This window comes from Thermaurantiacus tibetensis (assembly GCF_015354055.1).
GTDB classification, from domain to species: Bacteria; Pseudomonadota; Alphaproteobacteria; order Sphingomonadales; family Sphingomonadaceae; genus Thermaurantiacus; species Thermaurantiacus tibetensis.
On the sequence record NZ_JACHTM010000001.1, the window covers coordinates 475,407 to 492,218 of the forward strand.

At 72.1% G+C, this 16,812-nt stretch carries 15 protein-coding genes; 3 read left to right on the plus strand and 12 right to left on the minus strand.

Going from position 1 to position 16,812, the window contains the following annotated elements; all coding sequences use genetic code 11:
• Positions 1-160 precede the first annotated feature (160 nt).
• Positions 161-1,984, minus strand: a complete 1,824-nt coding sequence (locus tag H3H34_RS02425) for an ABCB family ABC transporter ATP-binding protein/permease (protein WP_194751840.1) — start codon at positions 1,982-1,984, stop codon at positions 161-163.
• 77 nt (positions 1,985-2,061) lie between these two features.
• Here H3H34_RS02425 and H3H34_RS02430 point away from each other — a divergent pair, with 77 nt between their 5' ends.
• Positions 2,062-2,718: an MBL fold metallo-hydrolase gene (locus tag H3H34_RS02430; protein ID WP_194743655.1), complete on the plus strand. Its 657-nt coding sequence runs from the start codon at positions 2,062-2,064 to the stop codon at positions 2,716-2,718.
• Here the strand turns inward: H3H34_RS02430 and H3H34_RS02435 are convergent.
• From H3H34_RS02435 to H3H34_RS02465, 7 genes are all read right to left on the minus strand, one after another.
• On the minus strand, positions 2,715-3,473 hold the full coding sequence (locus tag H3H34_RS02435; RefSeq protein WP_235945245.1) for a PEPxxWA-CTERM sorting domain-containing protein: 759 nt from the start codon (positions 3,471-3,473) through the stop codon (positions 2,715-2,717). The genes H3H34_RS02430 and H3H34_RS02435 overlap by 4 nt on opposite strands.
• A 97-nt stretch (positions 3,474-3,570) precedes the next feature.
• Positions 3,571-4,629 carry a PA0069 family radical SAM protein gene (locus H3H34_RS02440; protein ID WP_194743656.1) on the minus strand — a complete coding sequence of 353 codons (1,059 nt, stop codon included), beginning with the start codon at positions 4,627-4,629 and terminating at the stop codon, positions 3,571-3,573.
• A gap of 40 nt (positions 4,630-4,669) precedes the next feature.
• Positions 4,670-5,656, minus strand: a complete 987-nt coding sequence (locus H3H34_RS02445) for a magnesium transporter CorA family protein (RefSeq protein ID WP_194743657.1) — start codon at positions 5,654-5,656, stop codon at positions 4,670-4,672.
• 41 nt (positions 5,657-5,697) lie between these two features.
• Positions 5,698-6,084, minus strand: a complete 387-nt coding sequence (locus H3H34_RS02450) for a hypothetical protein (RefSeq protein WP_194743658.1) — start codon at positions 6,082-6,084, stop codon at positions 5,698-5,700.
• On the minus strand, positions 6,081-6,611 hold the full coding sequence (moaB, locus tag H3H34_RS02455; protein WP_194743659.1) for a molybdenum cofactor biosynthesis protein B: 531 nt from the start codon (positions 6,609-6,611) through the stop codon (positions 6,081-6,083). Before moaB ends, H3H34_RS02450 begins: the two co-directional genes overlap by 4 nt.
• Positions 6,612-6,620: 9 nt before the next feature.
• Positions 6,621-8,432 carry a lytic transglycosylase domain-containing protein gene (locus H3H34_RS02460; protein WP_194743660.1) on the minus strand — a complete coding sequence of 604 codons (1,812 nt, stop codon included), beginning with the start codon at positions 8,430-8,432 and terminating at the stop codon, positions 6,621-6,623.
• Complete coding sequence (locus tag H3H34_RS02465) at positions 8,432-9,247, minus strand: uracil-DNA glycosylase (RefSeq protein ID WP_194743661.1); 816 nt, start codon at positions 9,245-9,247, stop codon at positions 8,432-8,434. The genes H3H34_RS02460 and H3H34_RS02465 overlap by 1 nt, the downstream gene beginning before the upstream one ends.
• A gap of 143 nt (positions 9,248-9,390) precedes the next feature.
• Here H3H34_RS02465 and H3H34_RS02470 point away from each other — a divergent pair, with 143 nt between their 5' ends.
• Positions 9,391-11,022 (plus strand): electron transfer flavoprotein-ubiquinone oxidoreductase, encoded by a 1,632-nt coding sequence (locus H3H34_RS02470; RefSeq protein WP_194744073.1) that lies wholly within the window; start codon positions 9,391-9,393, stop codon positions 11,020-11,022.
• Between the two features lie 14 nt (positions 11,023-11,036).
• Here the strand turns inward: H3H34_RS02470 and H3H34_RS02475 are convergent, their stop codons facing one another.
• Both H3H34_RS02475 and H3H34_RS02480 read right to left on the minus strand, forming a co-directional pair.
• Positions 11,037-11,933, minus strand: a complete 897-nt coding sequence (locus tag H3H34_RS02475; protein WP_328831016.1) for an oxygenase MpaB family protein — start codon at positions 11,931-11,933, stop codon at positions 11,037-11,039.
• Positions 11,934-11,973: 40 nt separating this feature from the next.
• A complete protein-coding gene (locus tag H3H34_RS02480) occupies positions 11,974-14,343 on the minus strand; it encodes an FtsK/SpoIIIE family DNA translocase (RefSeq protein ID WP_194743662.1) in 2,370 nt (789 codons plus the stop codon).
• Positions 14,344-14,677: 334 nt separating this feature from the next.
• On the opposite strand from H3H34_RS02480, the gene H3H34_RS02485 reads away from it, so the two are divergent.
• Positions 14,678-15,922, plus strand: coding sequence for a UbiH/UbiF/VisC/COQ6 family ubiquinone biosynthesis hydroxylase (locus H3H34_RS02485; protein ID WP_194743663.1), 1,245 nt, complete (start codon positions 14,678-14,680; stop codon positions 15,920-15,922).
• Here the strand turns inward: H3H34_RS02485 and H3H34_RS02490 are convergent.
• Complete coding sequence (locus H3H34_RS02490; RefSeq protein ID WP_328831019.1) at positions 15,903-16,151, minus strand: Trm112 family protein; 249 nt, start codon at positions 16,149-16,151, stop codon at positions 15,903-15,905. The genes H3H34_RS02485 and H3H34_RS02490 overlap by 20 nt on opposite strands.
• The gene (locus tag H3H34_RS02495) at positions 16,148-16,801 is read right to left on the minus strand and encodes an LON peptidase substrate-binding domain-containing protein (protein WP_194743664.1); all 654 of its coding nucleotides are present in this window, start codon (positions 16,799-16,801) and stop codon (positions 16,148-16,150) included. Before H3H34_RS02495 ends, H3H34_RS02490 begins: the two co-directional genes overlap by 4 nt.
• Positions 16,802-16,812: the final 11 nt, after the last annotated feature.

Here is a 16,812-nt window from a genome sequence, read left to right on the forward strand (position 1 = left end):
TCTCTGACGGAGGGGCGGCCACAGGCCGGCTCTCGGACCGCGGGATGCCCGCGGACCGGCGCCGGAGCCGCCGGAACGGCGGAGCCATGAGCGACTGCCGTGGCGGGCGTCCTGCGGGAAAGGCTGCCGGGGTGGGGCGCTTCAGGGGAGCGCGCGCCCGTCAGCCTACCGCCTGCGCTTCCACTGCCTGGAGGTCCCACATCGCCCGGTAGATCCCGTCCCGCGCGATGAGCTCCGCGTGGGTCCCTTCCTCGACGATCCGCCCGTCCTCCATCACGAGGATCCGGTCGGCATCCACCACGGTCGACAGCCGGTGGGCGATCACCAGCGTCGTTCGCCCGGCACCCGCTGCCACGAGCGCCTCGCCAATCTCCGCCTCGGTCGCGCTGTCGAGCGCGCTCGTGGCCTCGTCGAGCACCAGGATCGGCGGGTCCTTGAGGACCGCCCGCGCGATCGCCACCCGCTGCTTCTCCCCGCCCGAAAGCTTGAGGCCCCGCTCCCCCACGCGAGTCGCAAGACCCTCGGGCAGGCGAGCGACCAGCGCGTCGAGCCGGGCGATGCGAATGGCCGCGCGGATCTCCGCCTCGCTTGCCCCCTCCCGGCCGTAGGCGATGTTCCAGAGGAGCGTGTCGTTGAAGAGCACGGCATCCTGAGGAACGATGCCGATTGCCCGCCGAAGCGACTCCTGCGTGACCCAGCGGATGTCCTGGCCGTCGATGCGGATGGCCCCCGCCGTCACGTCGTAGAAGCGGAACAGCAGCCGTGCGAGCGTGGATTTCCCCGCGCCCGAAGGCCCGACGATCGCGATCCGGCTGCCCGGCGGCGCCCTGAACGAAACCCCCTTCAGGATCTCCCGCGCCGGGTCATAGGCAAAGCGCACGGCATCGAAGACCAGCTCGCCCCGGGTGACGACCAGCGGCCGCGCGCCAGGCGCATCGACGATCTCGGCGGGCGTGTCGAGGAGCTTGAACATGGCGCCCATGTCCACGAGCCCCTGCTTCACTTCGCGGTAGACCATCCCGAGGATGTCGAGGGGGCGGAACAGCTGCAGGAGGAGCGCCTGCACGAGGATGACGTCGCCGGCGGTGAAGCGGCCGTCGCGCCAGCCGAGCACGGTCCAGGCCATGGCGCCGCCCAGCATGAGGCTGGTGATGAGCGCCTGGCCGATGTTGAGCACGGCCAGCGAATTCTCGGTCCTGAGCGCGGCCTCGGCGTAGGCCCGGCTCACCTTCGCATAGGCCGCGGCCTCCCGCGCCTCGGCGTTGAAGTACTTGACCGTCTCGAAGTTGAGGAGGCTGTCGACCGCCCGCGCCGAGGTCTCGCTGTCGAGCTCGACCGAGCGGCGCCGGAGCGCCGTGCGCCACGCCGTCACCCGCCAGGTGAAGAGGGCATAGACCGCGACCATGGCAAGCGTGGCAAGCGCAAGACCCGGCCCGATTCTCAAGGCGAAGATGGCGGTCACCGCCACAAGCTCGATGATGACCGGCGCCAGGCTGAACAGCAGGAGGTAGAGCATGGTGTCGATCGACTTGGTGCCGCGCTCGATCACCTTGGCGAGCGAGCCCGTGCGCCGCTCCAGGTGGAAGCGGAGCGACAGCGCATGGAGATGGCGGAAGACCTCGAGCGCGAGCGCGAGCCAGGCCTGCTGCCCGACGCGCTCGAAGACGACGTTGCGCAGGTTGTCGAACGCGGTCGCCCCGAGGCGTGCCAGCGCATAGGCCGCAACCATACCGAGCACGAGCGCGGCAGCCTCGTCCCGCGCCTTCTCGGCGCTGCCCATGCCGTCGACGATGGCCTTGAGCGCGAAGGGCATGGCGAGGAGCACGGCCTTCGCCGCGAGCACGAGCACGAGCGCGACGACAACGCGCGCCTTCAGATCCGGCCGGCCGGCCGGCCAGAGATAGGGCAGGAACCGCCGGATGGTGCGGAGGTCGGCGTCGCCCGCGCCGGCCTCGGGCAGCGGCGCCGCGTGCGGAGGGCTCATGCCTCCTCCATGCCCGAGCGCGCCGCGCGCGAAAAGGCGGGGTGGACGCGCGCGCTGCGTGACCCCACATGACGTCCATGTCGAAGCCGCCGCTCCAGGCCGTCATCATCCCCGTGACACCGCTCCAGCAGAACGCCACGCTCCTCTGGTGCACGGAGACCATGCGGGGCGCCTTCACCGACCCGGGCGGCGATCTCGACCGGCTGCTTGCGGTGGCGCAGGAGAAGGGCGTCACCATCGAGAAGCTGCTCGTCACCCACGGCCACATCGACCACTGCGGCCAGACCGGCGTGCTCGCCCGCCGGCTTGGCGTCCCCATCGAGGGCCCGCACCCCGACGACCGGTTCTGGATCGAGATGAACCCCATGGTGGGCGCCCAGTATGGCGTGCCCGGCGCCGAGGCCTTCGAGCCCGACCGCTGGCTCTTCGACGGCGACCGCGTGACCGTCGGCAACCTCGTGCTCGACGTCTACCACTGCCCCGGCCACACGCCGGGCCATGTCGTCTTCCACCACGCGCCCTCGAAGCTGGCGATCGTCGGTGACGTGCTGTTCCAGGGCTCGGTCGGCCGGACCGACTTTCCGAAGGGGGACTTCGCCACGCTCGTCCGCAGCATCACGGAGAAGCTCTGGCCGCTGGGGAACGACACGGTCTTCGTGCCTGGCCACGGGCCGGTGTCCACCTTCGGCCGCGAGCGGCAGTCGAACCCCTTCGTGGGAGACGCCGTCCTCTAGGCCGGCACCCGCCGGGCGCGCCGCAGCGTGCCGCCGGTGAGACCGAAGCCGGCCAGCATCAGCGCCCAGGTCGCGGGCTCGGGCACGGCAGGCAGCGGGCTTCCGGGCGCCACCTCATAGTAGCGCCAGCTCAAGGTGAAGGTCGCGTCCCAGGCGGTGTTCCGGGTGGCGACGAAGTTCGGGCGCGGCGGCGTGGCCCAGACGAACTGTGCCTCCGCGTCGGTCGCAAGGGCGACGGTCAGCCCGTCGAAATCGGTTCGCCCGTAACTTCGGGTCACGTCGAAGGCGAAGTCCCATCGCCCGCGCGCCTCCGAGAGCTGGAGGCAGACCGGGCCCTCCGTCCTGCAGATCAGGGGACTGCGGTAGAAGCCGTCCCTCAGCGCCAGCAGATCATCGCCCTGATAGGCGGCGAAGGACAGGAACCGCTCGCTGATCCCGGCGAGCCCGATGCCGCCCGATACGCCGACCGAGACGAGGTCCCGGTAGTCGAGGCTTACGGCAAGCGTCGCCTCGAGCAGCTCGCCGGTCAGGAAATCGAACGGCGCGAACGGGAGGAGGGTGGCGAAGAAATCGGACAGGTCGACGAACGCGAACCTGTCCTCGCTTGAGTCGAACGCCGAATTGTCGGCCACACCCGCGTAGCGATGGCTGAGCGACAGAACCTGGCTCCCCTCGAGCACCCGGTTGCCCCAGGCGGCCTCCGGCGACGCCATGACCAGCACTGCCCCGAGCAGTGCCCGCTTCCCGTGAGACATCGCCCGGAGCCCCTCCAACCGTGCCAGAGCGACTGTTTACCACGATGGCGGCCGATGCGCTACGGCAGCCAGAGTCGGCCCCGCGCGACGGGGCGGTTCAGAACAGCGACAGCTGCCCGGCCTCCTCCGGCGGGCGGAACAGGTCGGTCCGGAGCGTCCACGCCCGCCGGCCGAGGCCATGAGCCCGGCGCAGCCGCTCGAGCCGGGCAGCCAGCAGCGCGGCCCAGGGGCCCTCGCCCCGCTGGCGGTGGCCGAAGCGCGGGTCGTTGAGCCGGCCGCCACGCATCGCCCGGATGCCGTTCAGCACCCGCTCGGCCCGGTCCGGCCGGTGGTGCCGGAGCCAGGCGGCGAACAGCGGCGCCACCTCGTGCGGCAGGCGGATGGGCATGGCCGCCGCCGCCGAGGCGCCGGCTGCGGCAGCGGCGGCCACGATGGCTTCCAGCTCATGGTCGTTGAGGCCGGGGATCATGGGCGAGGCCGAGACGGCGACGGGCACGCCGGCCTCGGCGAGCGCACGGATGGCGGCAAGCCGACGGTGCGGTGCTGCCGCCCGCGGCTCCATCGCCCGCGCAAGCGCTGGGTCGAGCGTTGTCACCGAGACCATCACTGCGGCCAGCCCGTCCTTTGCGAGCGCCGCCAGAAGGGCGAGGTCGTCGAGCACGCGGGCCGACTTGGTGGTGACCGAGACCGGGTGGCGGGCCTCGAGGCAGAGCTCGAGCACGGCCCGGGTAATGCGGAACCGCGCCTCGATCGGCTGGTAGGGGTCTGTGTTGGTTCCGAGCGCCAGCGGGGAGGGACGGTAGCCCGGCTTCGCGAAGGCCTCGCGCAGCAGCGCCGGCCCGTCGGGCTTGGCGAAGAGCCGGCTCTCGAAGTCGAGGCCGGGGGAAAGGCCATGCCAGGCGTGGGTGGGCCGGGCGAAGCAGTAGATGCAGCCGTGCTCGCAGCCGCGGTAGGCGTTGAAGCTGGCCTCGAACGGAATGTCAGGGCTGTCGTTGCGGGTCATGGCCGTCCGCGGCCGCTCGACCGTCACCTCGGTGCGCAGCGGGCGCCCCTCTCCGCTTGCCTGCAGCCAGTCGCGGAAGTCGCCGTCTGCCTCCCGCGCGAGGTCGTCGAACCGGGTCGAGACTGGGTTCTCCGTTGCCCCGCGCCGTGCCATGCCCGGAACATAGCACGAACATGGCTGCCAGAGCGAGCCCCTAGAGCCACCCCTTCTTCTTGAACCAGAGGTAGGGCACCACGGCTGCCAGCACCATGAGCCCGAGCGCCCAGGCGTAGCCATACTCCCAGTTGAGCTCGGGCATGAAGTCGAAGTTCATCCCGTAGATCGAGGCAACGAGCGTGGGCGGCAGGAACACGACCGCCGCCACCGAGAAGATCTTGATGATCGCGTTCTGCTCGATCGAGATCCGCCCCAGCGCGGCATCGAGGAGGAAGCTCACGTTCGCCGACAGATAGGATGCGTTCTGGTCCAGCGAGGCGAGGTCGCGCGCCACCGAGCGCAGCTCGTCCCGCAGCTGCTTGCCCTGGCCCAGCTCCCCGTCGCGCATCCGGGCGGTGAGGAAGCTCGTCATCCGGAGCATGGTCTGGATCGAGTCGTGGACCTTGTTGAGGACCACGTTCACTCCCCCGATCCGCCGCAGGATGCGGGTGAGGTCGTCGGTCGACAGCCGCCGGCCCGAGGGGGTGCGCAGCGCGAAGACCGTGCCGGTAAGGCTGTCGAGCTCGGTGCCCATGCGCTCGAGGATGTCGGCGGTCCGGTCGACGATGCCGTCGAGCAGGCCCACGAGCACGCCGAGCGGCGTGGCCGGCACGCCCTGCCGCGCGCACTGCGCGGCGAAGCTGCGGAACGGCTGCGGGTCCGAGTAGCGCACCGTCACCAGCCGCTCCGGCCCGAGGATGAACGTCACCGGCACCGAGCGGGGGCTGTCGCTGTCGAGGCCGACGACGAGGAGGGCCGTCATGAAGTTCGCGTTGCCCTCCCGGTATGTCCGGCTCGAGGCCTCGATCTCCACCATGTCGGCATGGGTGGGGAGCTCGATTCCCGTGGCCCGGCGCACGAGCGGGCCTTCCCAGGCGAGCGGGTCGGCGACATCGATCCAGACCGCGCCCTCGAGCACCTCGGGCCCGTCGGCCGGACCCACCGACGTCCACCCCTTCTCGCCTGCACGGAACGCCCGGAGCATGGGGGCCGCCTAGCCGCCCCGCGCAAGGGGCGCCAGATGGCTCAGCGTGGCGGCGGCACCAGCCCGACGGACACGAACACAGCGGCCTGGACCAGCATCACGACGAGCCAGTGGAGGGGGTCGAGAAGGGCAAGGCGCGTGCGGGCGCCGCGCAGCGCGTGGGTGGCAGCCACTGCCGGCAGCACGAAGCCCGCCCAGATGACGACGGGGGTGAGCAGCGCCATGACGAGGGGCGGCGCCTCGTCGGGCGCGAGGATCAGGGCGCCCGCCAGGATGGCCGCAAGCCACGCCTCGGCCAAGGCGAGCACGGCAAGCACGGGCGCCCGGGGCAGGGGCGTGCCGAAGAGGCGCAGGAAGAGAAGCCCGGCCGCAAGCCCGGCCAGCGTGCCCAAGAGGATCGGGCCGGCGTTGAGGAGGATGTAGATCATGCGCCTTCGCGAAGGCGCGGCATCAGCTCGACGAAGTTGCAGGGCCGGTGGCGGCTGTCGAGCTGGTGGGCGAGGATGCCGTCCCAGCCGTCCCTCACCGCGCCGGTCGAGCCGGGCAGGGCGAAGATGTAGGTGCCGCGGGCGACGCCGGCGCAGGCGCGCGACTGGATGGTCGAGGTGCCGATCGACTGGAAGGAGAGCCAGCGGAAGAGCTCGCCGAAGCCCGGGATGGTCTTGTCGCACACGGCCTCGAGCGCCTCGGGGGTCACGTCGCGCCCGGTCACGCCAGTGCCGCCGGTCGAGATGATGCAATCGACCTCCGGGTCCGCGATCCACGCCTCGAGCGCCGCGACGATCGCCGGCACCTCGTCCTTCACGATCTGTCGCGCCGCGAGCACGTGGCCGGCCGCCGTCAGCCGCTCGACGAGGAGGTCACCGCTCCGGTCCGATGCAGCATCGCGGCTGTCGGAGACGGTGAGAACCGCAATCCGCACCGGCAGGAAGGGAAGCGCCGGGTCGATCGGCATGGGTCGCGCCTAGCGGTCGATCGCCGGCGCACCGGGGAAGGGCACCGCTGCGGCCCCCGGAAGGCCGGGGAAGCGCGGCCAGAGGTTGGCGGCGATGGCCGAGAGGCTCGAGGAGGCAGCCGGCGCACCCTCGGCAGCGGCCTTCATCTCGTAGAGCCAGTAGTTCCTGAGCACCACCTCCACATAGTGGCGCGTCTCGCGAAAGGGAATGGACTCGATGAAGAGCAGCACGTCGTTGTTGTAGCGCATCTCGCCGGTGTTCCAGCGGCCGACCGAGCCCGGCCCGGCATTGTACGCCGCGATCACCTTGGGCAGGAGCCCGAGCGTTGCCGGGCTGTCGCGCAGCATCTCGAGATAGGCCTGGCCGAACTCGACGTTGAAGCTCGGGTCGGCGAGGTGCGCATCGGAAGCGGGGAGCACCAGCACGCGCGAGAGCTCGCGCGCAGTTCCCGGCATCAGCTGCATCACGCCTCGGGCGCCGGCCGGGGAGCGGGCCGTGGTGATGAACCGGCTTTCCTGCATGGCGTGGGCGAAGACGAGGTTGCGGTCCACGCGCCAGCCGTTCACCGGCCGCCAGTTGGGCGTGGGAAAGCGTGCGGCCATGGGCGCGCGCATGCCGGGCGGCGGGTTGGCAGCCAGCCAGTATTGCGTCGCCGGCAGGTCGAGCCGGGCGGCAAGCCGCAGGATCGGCTCGTAGAACTGGGGGTCGGCGGTTCGGGCGAGGTGGCGCAGCTCGCGGTCGGCAAGGCCGATCTCGCCCACTTCCATGAGTGCGACCGAGCGGCGCGCGCCCGCAAGGCCAGAAAGCGTGGTCCAGTCGGCGGTGATGAAGTCGGGTTCGCGCCAGTCGAACGCGGGCTCGAGCCCCAGCACGCGCGCGGCGAGAAGCCCGTAGAAGCCGGTCGGGTCAGCGTCACGCGCCACCTTGAGCCGGCTCTCCGCCTGCTCGGGCCGGCCGCAGCGTACGTGGGCGCGCGCGGCCCAGAAGGCGCCCGAGGAGCGCAGCTCATCGTTGGCGAACTGGCGGCCGATGCCGTCGAAGTGGCGGGCTGCCGCCTCGCAGTCCCCTAGCCGGAATGCGGCAAGACCACCCACCCAGTTGCCGAACGCGGCCCAGTCGCCCGAGCCGTCCGCCGCGCGGGCAGCAAGCGCCTTCGCCCCCGGGTCATCGAGGGCGAGGTATCGGTCCCATGCGGCGCGCGCCGCCCACTCGCTCCTGACGCTCGTCGTGAGCTCGGGTGCGAAGCGGTCGAGGAGCCCGTTCACCTCCTCGGCGCGCCCCTGCGCGATGAGCGCGCGGGCGCGGCCTGCGAACTCGGTGTCGACGGGTGTTTCGAGCCGGCTGCCGCGCGGCCCCATGGAGGGGGTGAGCCGCACCGGCACGAGCGCCCGCTCGCTCGCGATCGGCGGCAGGTCGGCGGCTCCCGTGCGGCGGGCGAGTGCGAGGATGTCGCGCGCCTGCGGGGCATCGGGGTTGGCCTCGAGCCACGAAACGAGCGCCGCGCGGCCGGCCGAGGTGCCGCGGCGGAGAAGGATCTGCGATTCCGCCGTGGCATGCAGGAGGCCGCGCGGCATGGCCGCGAGCCCCGCGGACGCCTGGGCGAGCCGGCCGGCGGCGATGTCGCGGAAGACCTGCCGGTAGGCCGCGCGCTGCGCCGGGCTGAGCTGGGGGGGCACCCGCATGTCCTGCGGCCGGAGCCCGGTGACGACGAGGGTGGGGATGCCGTCGTCGGCCGCGACAAGGGATTCGCCGTCCTCGGCCTCCTGCGCGCGCACCGCGGCTGCGGCGAGGACAAGCGCGATCGCGAGCAGGTGCCGCATCAGCCGAGCATCCGCCGGAAGGCGAGGAGGTCGGCCCAGGCCAGCGCCTTGTCCTCCGGGCGGCGCAGCAGGTAGCCGGGGTTGAAGGTGGCAAGGGCGGGCACGCGCAGGCCTTCGGCTGCCACCTCGAGCGGACGGCCACGCACCCGGGAGATGGCCTCGTCCGTGCGTGCCAGCGCCTGCGTGGCGGTCGCGCCGAGGAGCAGCATGCGCCGCGGGCGCAGCAGCCGGAGGTGGGCGAGCGTCAGCGGCAGGTCGGCGGCGATGTCTTCGGGCGAAGCGGGCCCCGGCAGCGGGCGGCAGGGGGTGAGAAGGGTGATGCCGCAGCAGCTCCGGTCGAGCCCGATGGCCGCGAGCATCCGGTCGAGGAGCTGGCCGGCGGGCCCGCTGAAGGGCCGGCCGGTCTCGAGGTCGGCAGCACTCGGCGAATCGCCGATGACGAGCACGCCGGACGTGGCCGCGCCGTCAAGGAGCGGCGCATTGGGCACCAGCCTGCGCACATGGGCGTGGAGCGCCTCGAGCGTGTCGAACCGGTCGAGGCCCTGCCACGCGCTGCGGGTGGCCGGTTCTGCCGGCCTGCCTGCTCGTGGCGGCAGCGGCACCGCGGGCCGCTCGCGCGCGCTACCGGCGTTCGCCCGCTCCGGAGGCGCGGCGGCCTCCGTCGGCGCCTCCTCCCCGAGGTCGAGCCATGGCACGGGGCGCGCGCGGACGGCCGTGTCCACGCCGGCAAGCACCCACCAGCCAAGAAGCGCCCGCGCGGCTTCCGCCCGGGCGACAGGCCCATCCGGCCGCGCGAGGATCCCGGTCCCGACCACCGCTGTGACAGTTTCGAGGCTTGCGCGGCGGGTCAATGGGCTCCTAGGGCGCCTGCGCCGGATGTCGGCTTGGCTGCGACGAATGGCGGTGAACGGCCGGCGGGCGCGGGGCTTGAGGAGAAGTGCAGGTGTCTCGAGAGGCGATGCCCTATGATCTCGTCATCGTCGGCGGTGGCCCGGCGGGTCTGTCTGCCGCGATCCGGGCGAAGCAGGCGGCGGCGGCCAGCGGCCTCGACCTTTCCGTCTGCGTGCTCGAGAAGGGTTCGGAGATCGGCGCCCACATCCTCTCCGGCGCCGTCATCGACCCGAAGGCGCTCGACGAGCTCTTGCCCGACTGGCGCGACGACGGCTGCCCGCTGGCCGAGTGCCCCGTCACCTCCAACCACCACTGGATCCTGACCAAGTCGGGCAAGACCGAGTTCCCCCACGCCCTCATTCCGCCGTTCATGCGGAACAAGGGCACCTACACCGGCTCGCTCGGCAACCTCTGCCGGTGGCTCGCGCAGAAGGCCGAGGCGCTCGGTGTCGAGATCTTCCCCGGCTTTGCGGCGGCCGAGGTGCTGTTCGACGAGGCCGGCGGGGTCAAGGGCGTCGCGACCGGGGACATGGGCGTCCGCCGCGACGGCACCCGCGGGCCCAACTACCAGCCCGGCCTCGAGCTCCATGCCAAGTACACCTTCTTCGCCGAGGGCGCGCGCGGCCACCTCTCCAAGCAGCTCATCGCCCGCTACGGCCTGCGCGAGGGCAAGAGCCCGCAGGTCTACGGCATCGGCTTCAAGGAGCTCTGGGACGTGCCGGCCGAGAACCACGTGCCGGGCACCGTGATCCACACGCAGGGCTGGCCGCTCTCCGATGCCTGGGGCGGCGGCTTCATCTACCACCAGGCCAACAGCCAGATCGCGCTCGGCTTCGTCGTCGCGCTCAACTACCGCAACCCCTATCTCTCCCCGTTCGACGAGTTCCAGCGCTGGAAGACGCACCCCGCCATCAAGGCGATGCTGAAGGGCGGGCGGCGCGTCGCCTATGGTGCCCGGGCCATCAACGAGGGCGGCTGGCAGGCCGTGCCCCGGCTCGTGTTTCCCGGCGGCGCGCTCATCGGCTGTGCCGCGGGCTTCGTGAACGTGCCGCGAATCAAGGGCACCCACACCGCGATGAAGACGGGCATGATGGCCGCCGAGGCCGCCGTCGAGGCGATCGCCAGCCAGCGGCAGGGTGATGTGCTCGAGGCCTACGAGGCCGCCTACCAGGCAAGCTGGGTCGAGAAGGAGCTCCGTCTCGTCCGCAACACCGAGCCGTTCGTCGCCAAGTTCGGCAACGCGCTCGGCACGCTGTTCGCGGGCGCCACCATGTGGCTCGAGCACTGGGGCATCCGCATGCCCTTCACGCTCCAGCACGAGCCCGACCACGAGCAGCTGCTGCCCAAGAGCTACTTCGTGCCGAAGGACTATCCGAAGCCCGATGGTGTCTACAGCTTCGACAAGCTCTCGAGCGTGTTCCTGTCGAACACCAACCATGAGGAGGACCAGCCGGTCCACCTGAAGCTTGCCGACCCCGACCGGCCGATCACCTACAACCTGCCGCTCTACGACGAGCCGGCACAGCGCTACTGTCCGGCCGGAGTCTACGAGATCGTGACGACCGAAGAGGGCCCCCGCTTCCAGATCAACGCGCAGAACTGCGTGCACTGCAAGACGTGCGATATCAAGGATCCCACCCAGAACATCACCTGGGTGGCCCCCGAGGGCGGCGGCGGGCCCAACTACCCGAACATGTGAGGCGCGGGCGGCCCTCAGGCCGGGCGCTGCGGCGGCGCGGCGGCGGTGCCGCGCCCCGTGACCGACGCGCCCCGCTTCGGCGCGGGTGCGAGCGCCCAGCGGACGAGGGCACCCATGCCGCTTGCGCCCGCGCGCACGAGGGGGGCTGCCGGCCCCGGGCCTGCAAGCCCCTGCATCGCCCGGGCCCAGGCCGGCAGGAGGTCGATCGCAGCCTCCATCATCAGCCGGTGTGCGGGCCCAAGCGCGGGCGAGGGCGGGGGGGCTGCAAGGAGCAGGCCGCACACCTCCCGCGTGCGGCCGTCCGCCCGGAGCTGGGGCCGCATCCGCCGGACCAGCGCTTCCGCCCCCGCCCGTGTCGCCGGCATGCAGTCGGCGCCGAGGCGGCGGGCCACCTCTGCCATGTCGGCCATGTAGCGGTCCTGCCGGGCCCGGCTCATCAGCGGCTCCCGGTAGCGCCGCCAGGCCTTGAGGAAGCTCAACGCCTCGACCGCGCCCACGAACGCAAGCGTTTCCGGCTCGTCGGCGCGGTAGGGCGTGCCGTCGGGCAAGGTGCCGCCAAGGCTCGCGTGGATTCGGCGCACGCGGGCGATCGCGGCTTCCGCCTGTTCCCTCGGGCCGAAGGTGGTGACGGCAATGAAGGCGGCCGTGCGCCGGAGGCGTCCGCCCATGTCGGTGCGGAAGTTCGAATGGTCCCAGACGCCGGCCAGCGCCCTTGGGTGGAGCATCTGCACGAGAAGCGAGGTGATCCCTCCGATCATCATGACGGTGACATCGGCGTGGATGTCGAAGGCCGGGGAGCCGGCGCCAAGCAGCCGGCGGTCGACGGGCGCCGGCACCACGGCTGGGCGCGCCGCGCCGGGCTCGAGGAAGGGCGCGCGAATCCGGGCAGCGAGGGCGTCACGCAGAGGCACGGGCAGAAAGATGGGGCAGGGCGGGAGCCTCGGGAAGGGGTCAGCCGAGACGGTTCCCGGCTTCGTCCATCAGCACCTCGCGGCGGCCGACATGGTCAGGCGCAGAGACGAGCCCCATGTCCTCCATCTGCTCGATGAGCCGGGCGGCGGAATTGTAGCCCACGCGGAGCGTCCGCTGCAGGTAGGAGATGGTCGCCTTGCGCGACACGGCGACGACCTGGATCGCCTGCGACAGGAGATCGCCCTCGCCTGCGACGGCCATCGCTCCCTGCCGCCCGCTCCCCTGGCCGCGCGGTTCCTCGAGGCCGTCCGGCCCGTCCGGCTCCTCGGTGACGCTCTCGACATAGGCGGGCGTGCCCTGGGCGCGCCAGTGCGCGGCCACCTTCTCGACCTCGTCGTCCGACACGAAGGGGCCATGCAGGCGGACGATCCGGTTCGAGCCCGGCATGTAGAGCATGTCGCCCTTGCCGAGCAGGGCTTCCGCGCCCTGCTCGCCGAGGATGGTACGGCTGTCGATCTTGGACGTCACCTGGAAGCTGATGCGCGTCGGCAGGTTCGCCTTGATCACACCGGTGATGACGTCGACCGAGGGGCGCTGCGTGGCCATGATGAGATGGATGCCTGCCGCACGCGCCTTCTGCGCGAGGCGCTGGATCAGGAACTCGACCTCCTTGCCCGCCGTCATCATGAGGTCGGCCATCTCGTCGACGACGATGACGATGCGCGGCAGCGGCTCGAGCCGGAGCGTGACTTCCTCGAACTCCGGGTTCCCTTCCGCGTCGAAGCCCGTCTGCACCCGGCGGGTGAAGCTCTCGCCCCGCCGGAGCGCCTCGCGCACCCGCTCGTTGTAAGCGGCAAGCCCGCGCACGTTGATGTGCGCCATGTTGCGGTAGCGGTCTTCCATCTGCTCGACCGCCCATTTCAGCGCGCGGATGGCCTTGGCCGGCTCCGTCACGACGGGGGCCAGCAGGTGGGGAATCCCGTCATAGACCGAGAGCTCGAGCATCTTCGGGTCGATGAGGATGAGCCGACACGCCTCCGGCGGCAGCCGGTAGAGGAGCGAGAGGATCATCGCGTTGAGCCCCACCGACTTGCCCGAGCCCGTGGTGCCGGCGATGAGGAGATGGGGCATGGGCGCGAGGTCGGCAACGACGGGGGCGCCGGCGATGTCCTTGCCGAGCACCAGCGGCAGGGCCGCCCGGCTGTGCTCGAAGGCGTCGCTCGCGATAAGTTCGGACAGCGCCACCACCTCCCGCCGGCGGTTCGGGAGCTCGATGCCGATGACGTTGCGGCCCGGGATGGTCGCAACGCGCGCCGAGACCGCGCTCATCGACCGGGCGATGTCGTCGGCAAGGCCGATGACCCGGCTTGCCTTGATGCCGGGCGCGGGCTCGAGCTCGTAGAGAGTGACGACGGGGCCCTGGGCGATGCCGACGATGCTGCCCTTCACGCCATAGTCCTCGAGCACGGCCTCGAGCAGCCGGGCGTTCTGGGTGAGGGCCGCCTCGTCCGCTCCGTCGGCGGCGGGGGGCGGCGGCCGGAGCAGGGCAAGGGGCGGAAGCTGGAACCGGTCGCCAAGCATCAGGCTTGGCTGGCGCTCGCGCTCGGCCCTCCGCGACGGTTCGGCGGCCCGCGGGCGCACGACGGCGGGCCGCGCGGGCGGTTCCGCCAACATCGGTTCCTCGTCCGGCTCCTCTCTGGCCTGTTCCGGACGGGCGGGCTTGCTTCCTGCCCGCGATCCCTGGGCTCGCCGCACGCGAAGGGCCGCAACGAGAGCCCCGAGCCAGCCGAGGAGCCGGATCTCGCCGGCGGCAAGCGCCAGCGCCAGTCCGCCCGCGGCGAATGCCAGCCCCGCGAGCATGGTGACGGCCAGGGGCGCGAGCCCCGCAAGCTCCGCAAGCGCGAGACCGCCGCGGTGCGCAAGCAGGCCGACGAGACCGCCCGCGCTGGCTTCGGTCCCGGGGATCGGCGCCTGGCGAAGCAGCCCGGCGCCCGCCGCCACGAGAAGGAGGGCGAGAACCCCGAGGGCAGCGGCGGAGGCCCCGCTCCGGCGCGCCGCCCGGCCGGAGAAGGCGTGGACCGCGCGCGCCAGGAGCAGCGCGACCGGCAGCACGGCGGCAAGGCCGAAGCCCTGGAGCAGCAGGTCGGAGACGAGCGCCCCTGGCCGGCCGAGAAGGTTCACGGCAGCGCGGCTGGTCGCGGTGTTGAGCGACGGGTCGGCGGGCGTGTGGCTCCACAGCGCCAGTGCAAGGCCGGTGGCGAGCCCGAGGAACAGGAGCCCGGCGGCGAGCCGACGCAGCCAGCCGCCAACAGCTGCCAGTCGCGCGCGCCTTTTGGCGAGAGGCGAGGGGCCCCGCCGCCGCCTTCTCCAGGGCGCCGCATCAAGAAGGCCGGCGGCGAGGGCTGCCATGGGCTGACAATGCCGCGCGGGAGAGGGGCGGTCAAGATTCCGTTCGCGCTTTGTGCCGCAGGCGCTCCACTTCCTTCACGAAAAAGGGCCCGGGCCGAAGCCCGGGCCGGAAGGGGAGGACCAAAGTCCCGAAGCGAGCACAGGAGCCCGAAGGCACCCGAGACCGTTTATGCAAGAAGCGTGCCAATCTCTCGTGCTCGGCGCGCGCGGGTGTCCGCGCGGCTGATTGCCTAGAAATCGGGCAGCGATGGGCGCCAATGCCGGGAACTGCCCATGCACGCGGCAGCAGGCCGCGGGGCTTCCCCGTCACAAGGGTCGCCGCTAGGAGGCGCCCATGCCCGAGGCCAGCGAAGCGGACGTCCTCATCATCGGCGGCGGTCTCGTTGGCCAGACGCTGGCGCTGGCGCTTGCAGCGCATGACATCTCCACGCTCGTCGTGGAACGCGCGGACCCCGAGGCGCATCTTGCCGAAGGGTTCGACGGCCGGGCGTCGGCGATTGCCAGCGCGAGCGCGCGCATGCTCCGCGCCCTCGGTCTTGGCGACCTGCTCGATGGCGAGGGCTGCCCCATCGCCCGGATCGAGGTGGCCGAGGGGCTTCATCCCGAGATCCTGCGCTTCGATGCCGTGGCGGAGCAGGGGGAGGCCGCTGCCGAGCCGCTCGGCATCATGGTCGAGAACCGGGCGCTGCGCCGGGCGCTTCTCGAGCGGGTCCGCCAGACACCGCTCGTGCGGCTGGTGGCGCCCGCGGCCATCGGGACGCTGGTGCGCGGCCCTGCGGCCGTCGAGGCCCGGCTCGCCGACGGGCGGCAGCTGCGGGCGGCACTCGCCGTTGCCGCCGATGGGCGCCAGAGCCGCACCCGCGAGGAGGCAGGGATTCGGATCGCGCGCTGGTCCTACCCGGCGGCGGCCGTCGTCTCGATGCTCGCGCACGCCCGGCCGCACGGCCAAGTGGCGCTCGAGCTCTTCTACCCCTCCGGTCCCTTCGCGCTTCTCCCGATGCGCGACCTCCCCGATGGCCGGCACCGCTCCGCCCTCGTCTGGACCGTCTCGCGACGCGACGCCGCGGGCGTGTCCCGGCTTGGGCCGCGCGCCTTCGCAGCCGAGGTGGACAAGCGTCTCGGCGGCCGCCTTGGCGCGCTCGAGACCATTGCGCCGCCCGTCTCCTGGCCGCTCGGCTTCCATCACGCGGAGCGCTACCGCGCCGAGCGGCTCGTTCTCGTCGGCGATGCCGCCCACGGCATCCACCCCATCGCCGGCCAGGGGCTCAACCTCGGCCTCAGGGACGCCGCCGTGCTCGCCGAGGTGCTCGCGACCGGCGCGCGAACCGGGATCGACCTCGGCGACCCGGCGCTCGCCCGCCGCTACGAGCGCTGGCGGCGCGCCGACAACAGCCTGACCGCGTTCGCGACCGACACGCTCGCCCGCTTCTTCGGGATCCCCGGGCGGCCGGTCGAGCGCCTCCGGCGCTTCGGGCTCGGGCTGGTCGAGCGCATCCCGCCCGCCAAGCGCACCTTCGCCGCGATCGCGCGTGGCACGGCAGGCGACCTGCCGCCGCTCCTCAGGGGCGAGCTCGGCTGAGACTCTTCTCTCCCGCCGTGGGCCATGGCCGCCCGGCGTCGGCCAGCAGCACAGGAACGCCCGCAACCACCGGGAAGGCGAGCCCTGCCCGCGTGGAAACGAGGACTCCGGCTTCGGCATCGAGGGCAAGGGGCCCCCGCGTGACCGGGCAGCAGAGAAGGGCAAGCAGGGCCGCCGGCGGCGCTTCCAACGCGACGGCCGTCCCCTGCTCGACCTCTGCCGGCGTCACTGCAGCGTATCGGGCGAGCGGGCGCTGCCCGGGACCGAGCCGGCAAAGGCCATGAGCGCCGTCAGCATCTCGGCCCGGGCGGCAAGGTCCGGTGCCTCGAGCAGCGCCTGCCGTTCGAGGATCTCGAACGGGCAGACGGTGGACAGGGTCGCAACGAGGCTTTCGTCGTCGGCGCCCTTGACCGCCTCCCAGTCGGCCGAGAGCTGCTGCGTCTCGAGATAGTCCCGGAGCGCCTCCTCGAGCGCCGCCCGCGCCGATGGGGCGAGCGGGGCCGGCGGGTCCCAGTCGGCGGCGAAGGGGCCGTAGTCGACGGAGACCTGTCGGTAGGGCGTGGTGACGGCAAGCTCATGGACCACCCGGAAGCGGACGAGACCGGTGAGTGCAATGAGGAAGCGCCCGTCGCCGGTTTCGGAGAAGCGGGTGATCCGCCCGAGGCCGCCGGTCAGGAACAGCTCCGGGGGGTCGCTACGCCCGCGCGGCTGGATGATGCCGATGAGCCGCTGCGTCGCCATCGCGTCGCGAGTCATCGCGAGGTAGCGCGGCTCGAAGATGTTGAGGGGCAGGACCGCGCGGGGCAGCAGGATCGCGCCCGCGAGCGGGAACACGGGGATGACTGTCGGGAGGTCGGCGACGGTCGCGAAAGGCTCCATCGCGGCCTCCG

What these genes read in the sequence shown, in the direction of transcription:
- H3H34_RS02480 (WP_194743662.1), bottom strand. Translation starts at nt 14,343, where the DNA reads ATGGCAGCCCTCGCCGCCGGCCTTCTTGATGCGGCGCCCTGGAGAAGG.
- H3H34_RS02470 (WP_194744073.1), top strand. Translation starts at nt 9,391, where the DNA reads ATGCCCTATGATCTCGTCATCGTCGGCGGTGGCCCGGCGGGTCTGTCT.
- H3H34_RS02460 (WP_194743660.1), bottom strand. Translation starts at nt 8,432, where the DNA reads ATGCGGCACCTGCTCGCGATCGCGCTTGTCCTCGCCGCAGCCGCGGTG.
- H3H34_RS02425 (WP_194751840.1), bottom strand. Translation starts at nt 1,984, where the DNA reads ATGAGCCCTCCGCACGCGGCGCCGCTGCCCGAGGCCGGCGCGGGCGAC.
- H3H34_RS02445 (WP_194743657.1), bottom strand. Translation starts at nt 5,656, where the DNA reads ATGCTCCGGGCGTTCCGTGCAGGCGAGAAGGGGTGGACGTCGGTGGGT.
- moaB (WP_194743659.1), bottom strand. Translation starts at nt 6,611, where the DNA reads ATGCCGATCGACCCGGCGCTTCCCTTCCTGCCGGTGCGGATTGCGGTT.
- H3H34_RS02440 (WP_194743656.1), bottom strand. Translation starts at nt 4,629, where the DNA reads ATGGCACGGCGCGGGGCAACGGAGAACCCAGTCTCGACCCGGTTCGAC.
- H3H34_RS02435 (WP_235945245.1), bottom strand. Translation starts at nt 3,473, where the DNA reads ATGTCTCACGGGAAGCGGGCACTGCTCGGGGCAGTGCTGGTCATGGCG.
- H3H34_RS02430 (WP_194743655.1), top strand. Translation starts at nt 2,062, where the DNA reads ATGTCGAAGCCGCCGCTCCAGGCCGTCATCATCCCCGTGACACCGCTC.
- H3H34_RS02450 (WP_194743658.1), bottom strand. Translation starts at nt 6,084, where the DNA reads ATGATCTACATCCTCCTCAACGCCGGCCCGATCCTCTTGGGCACGCTG.
- H3H34_RS02485 (WP_194743663.1), top strand. Translation starts at nt 14,678, where the DNA reads ATGCCCGAGGCCAGCGAAGCGGACGTCCTCATCATCGGCGGCGGTCTC.
- H3H34_RS02495 (WP_194743664.1), bottom strand. Translation starts at nt 16,801, where the DNA reads ATGGAGCCTTTCGCGACCGTCGCCGACCTCCCGACAGTCATCCCCGTG.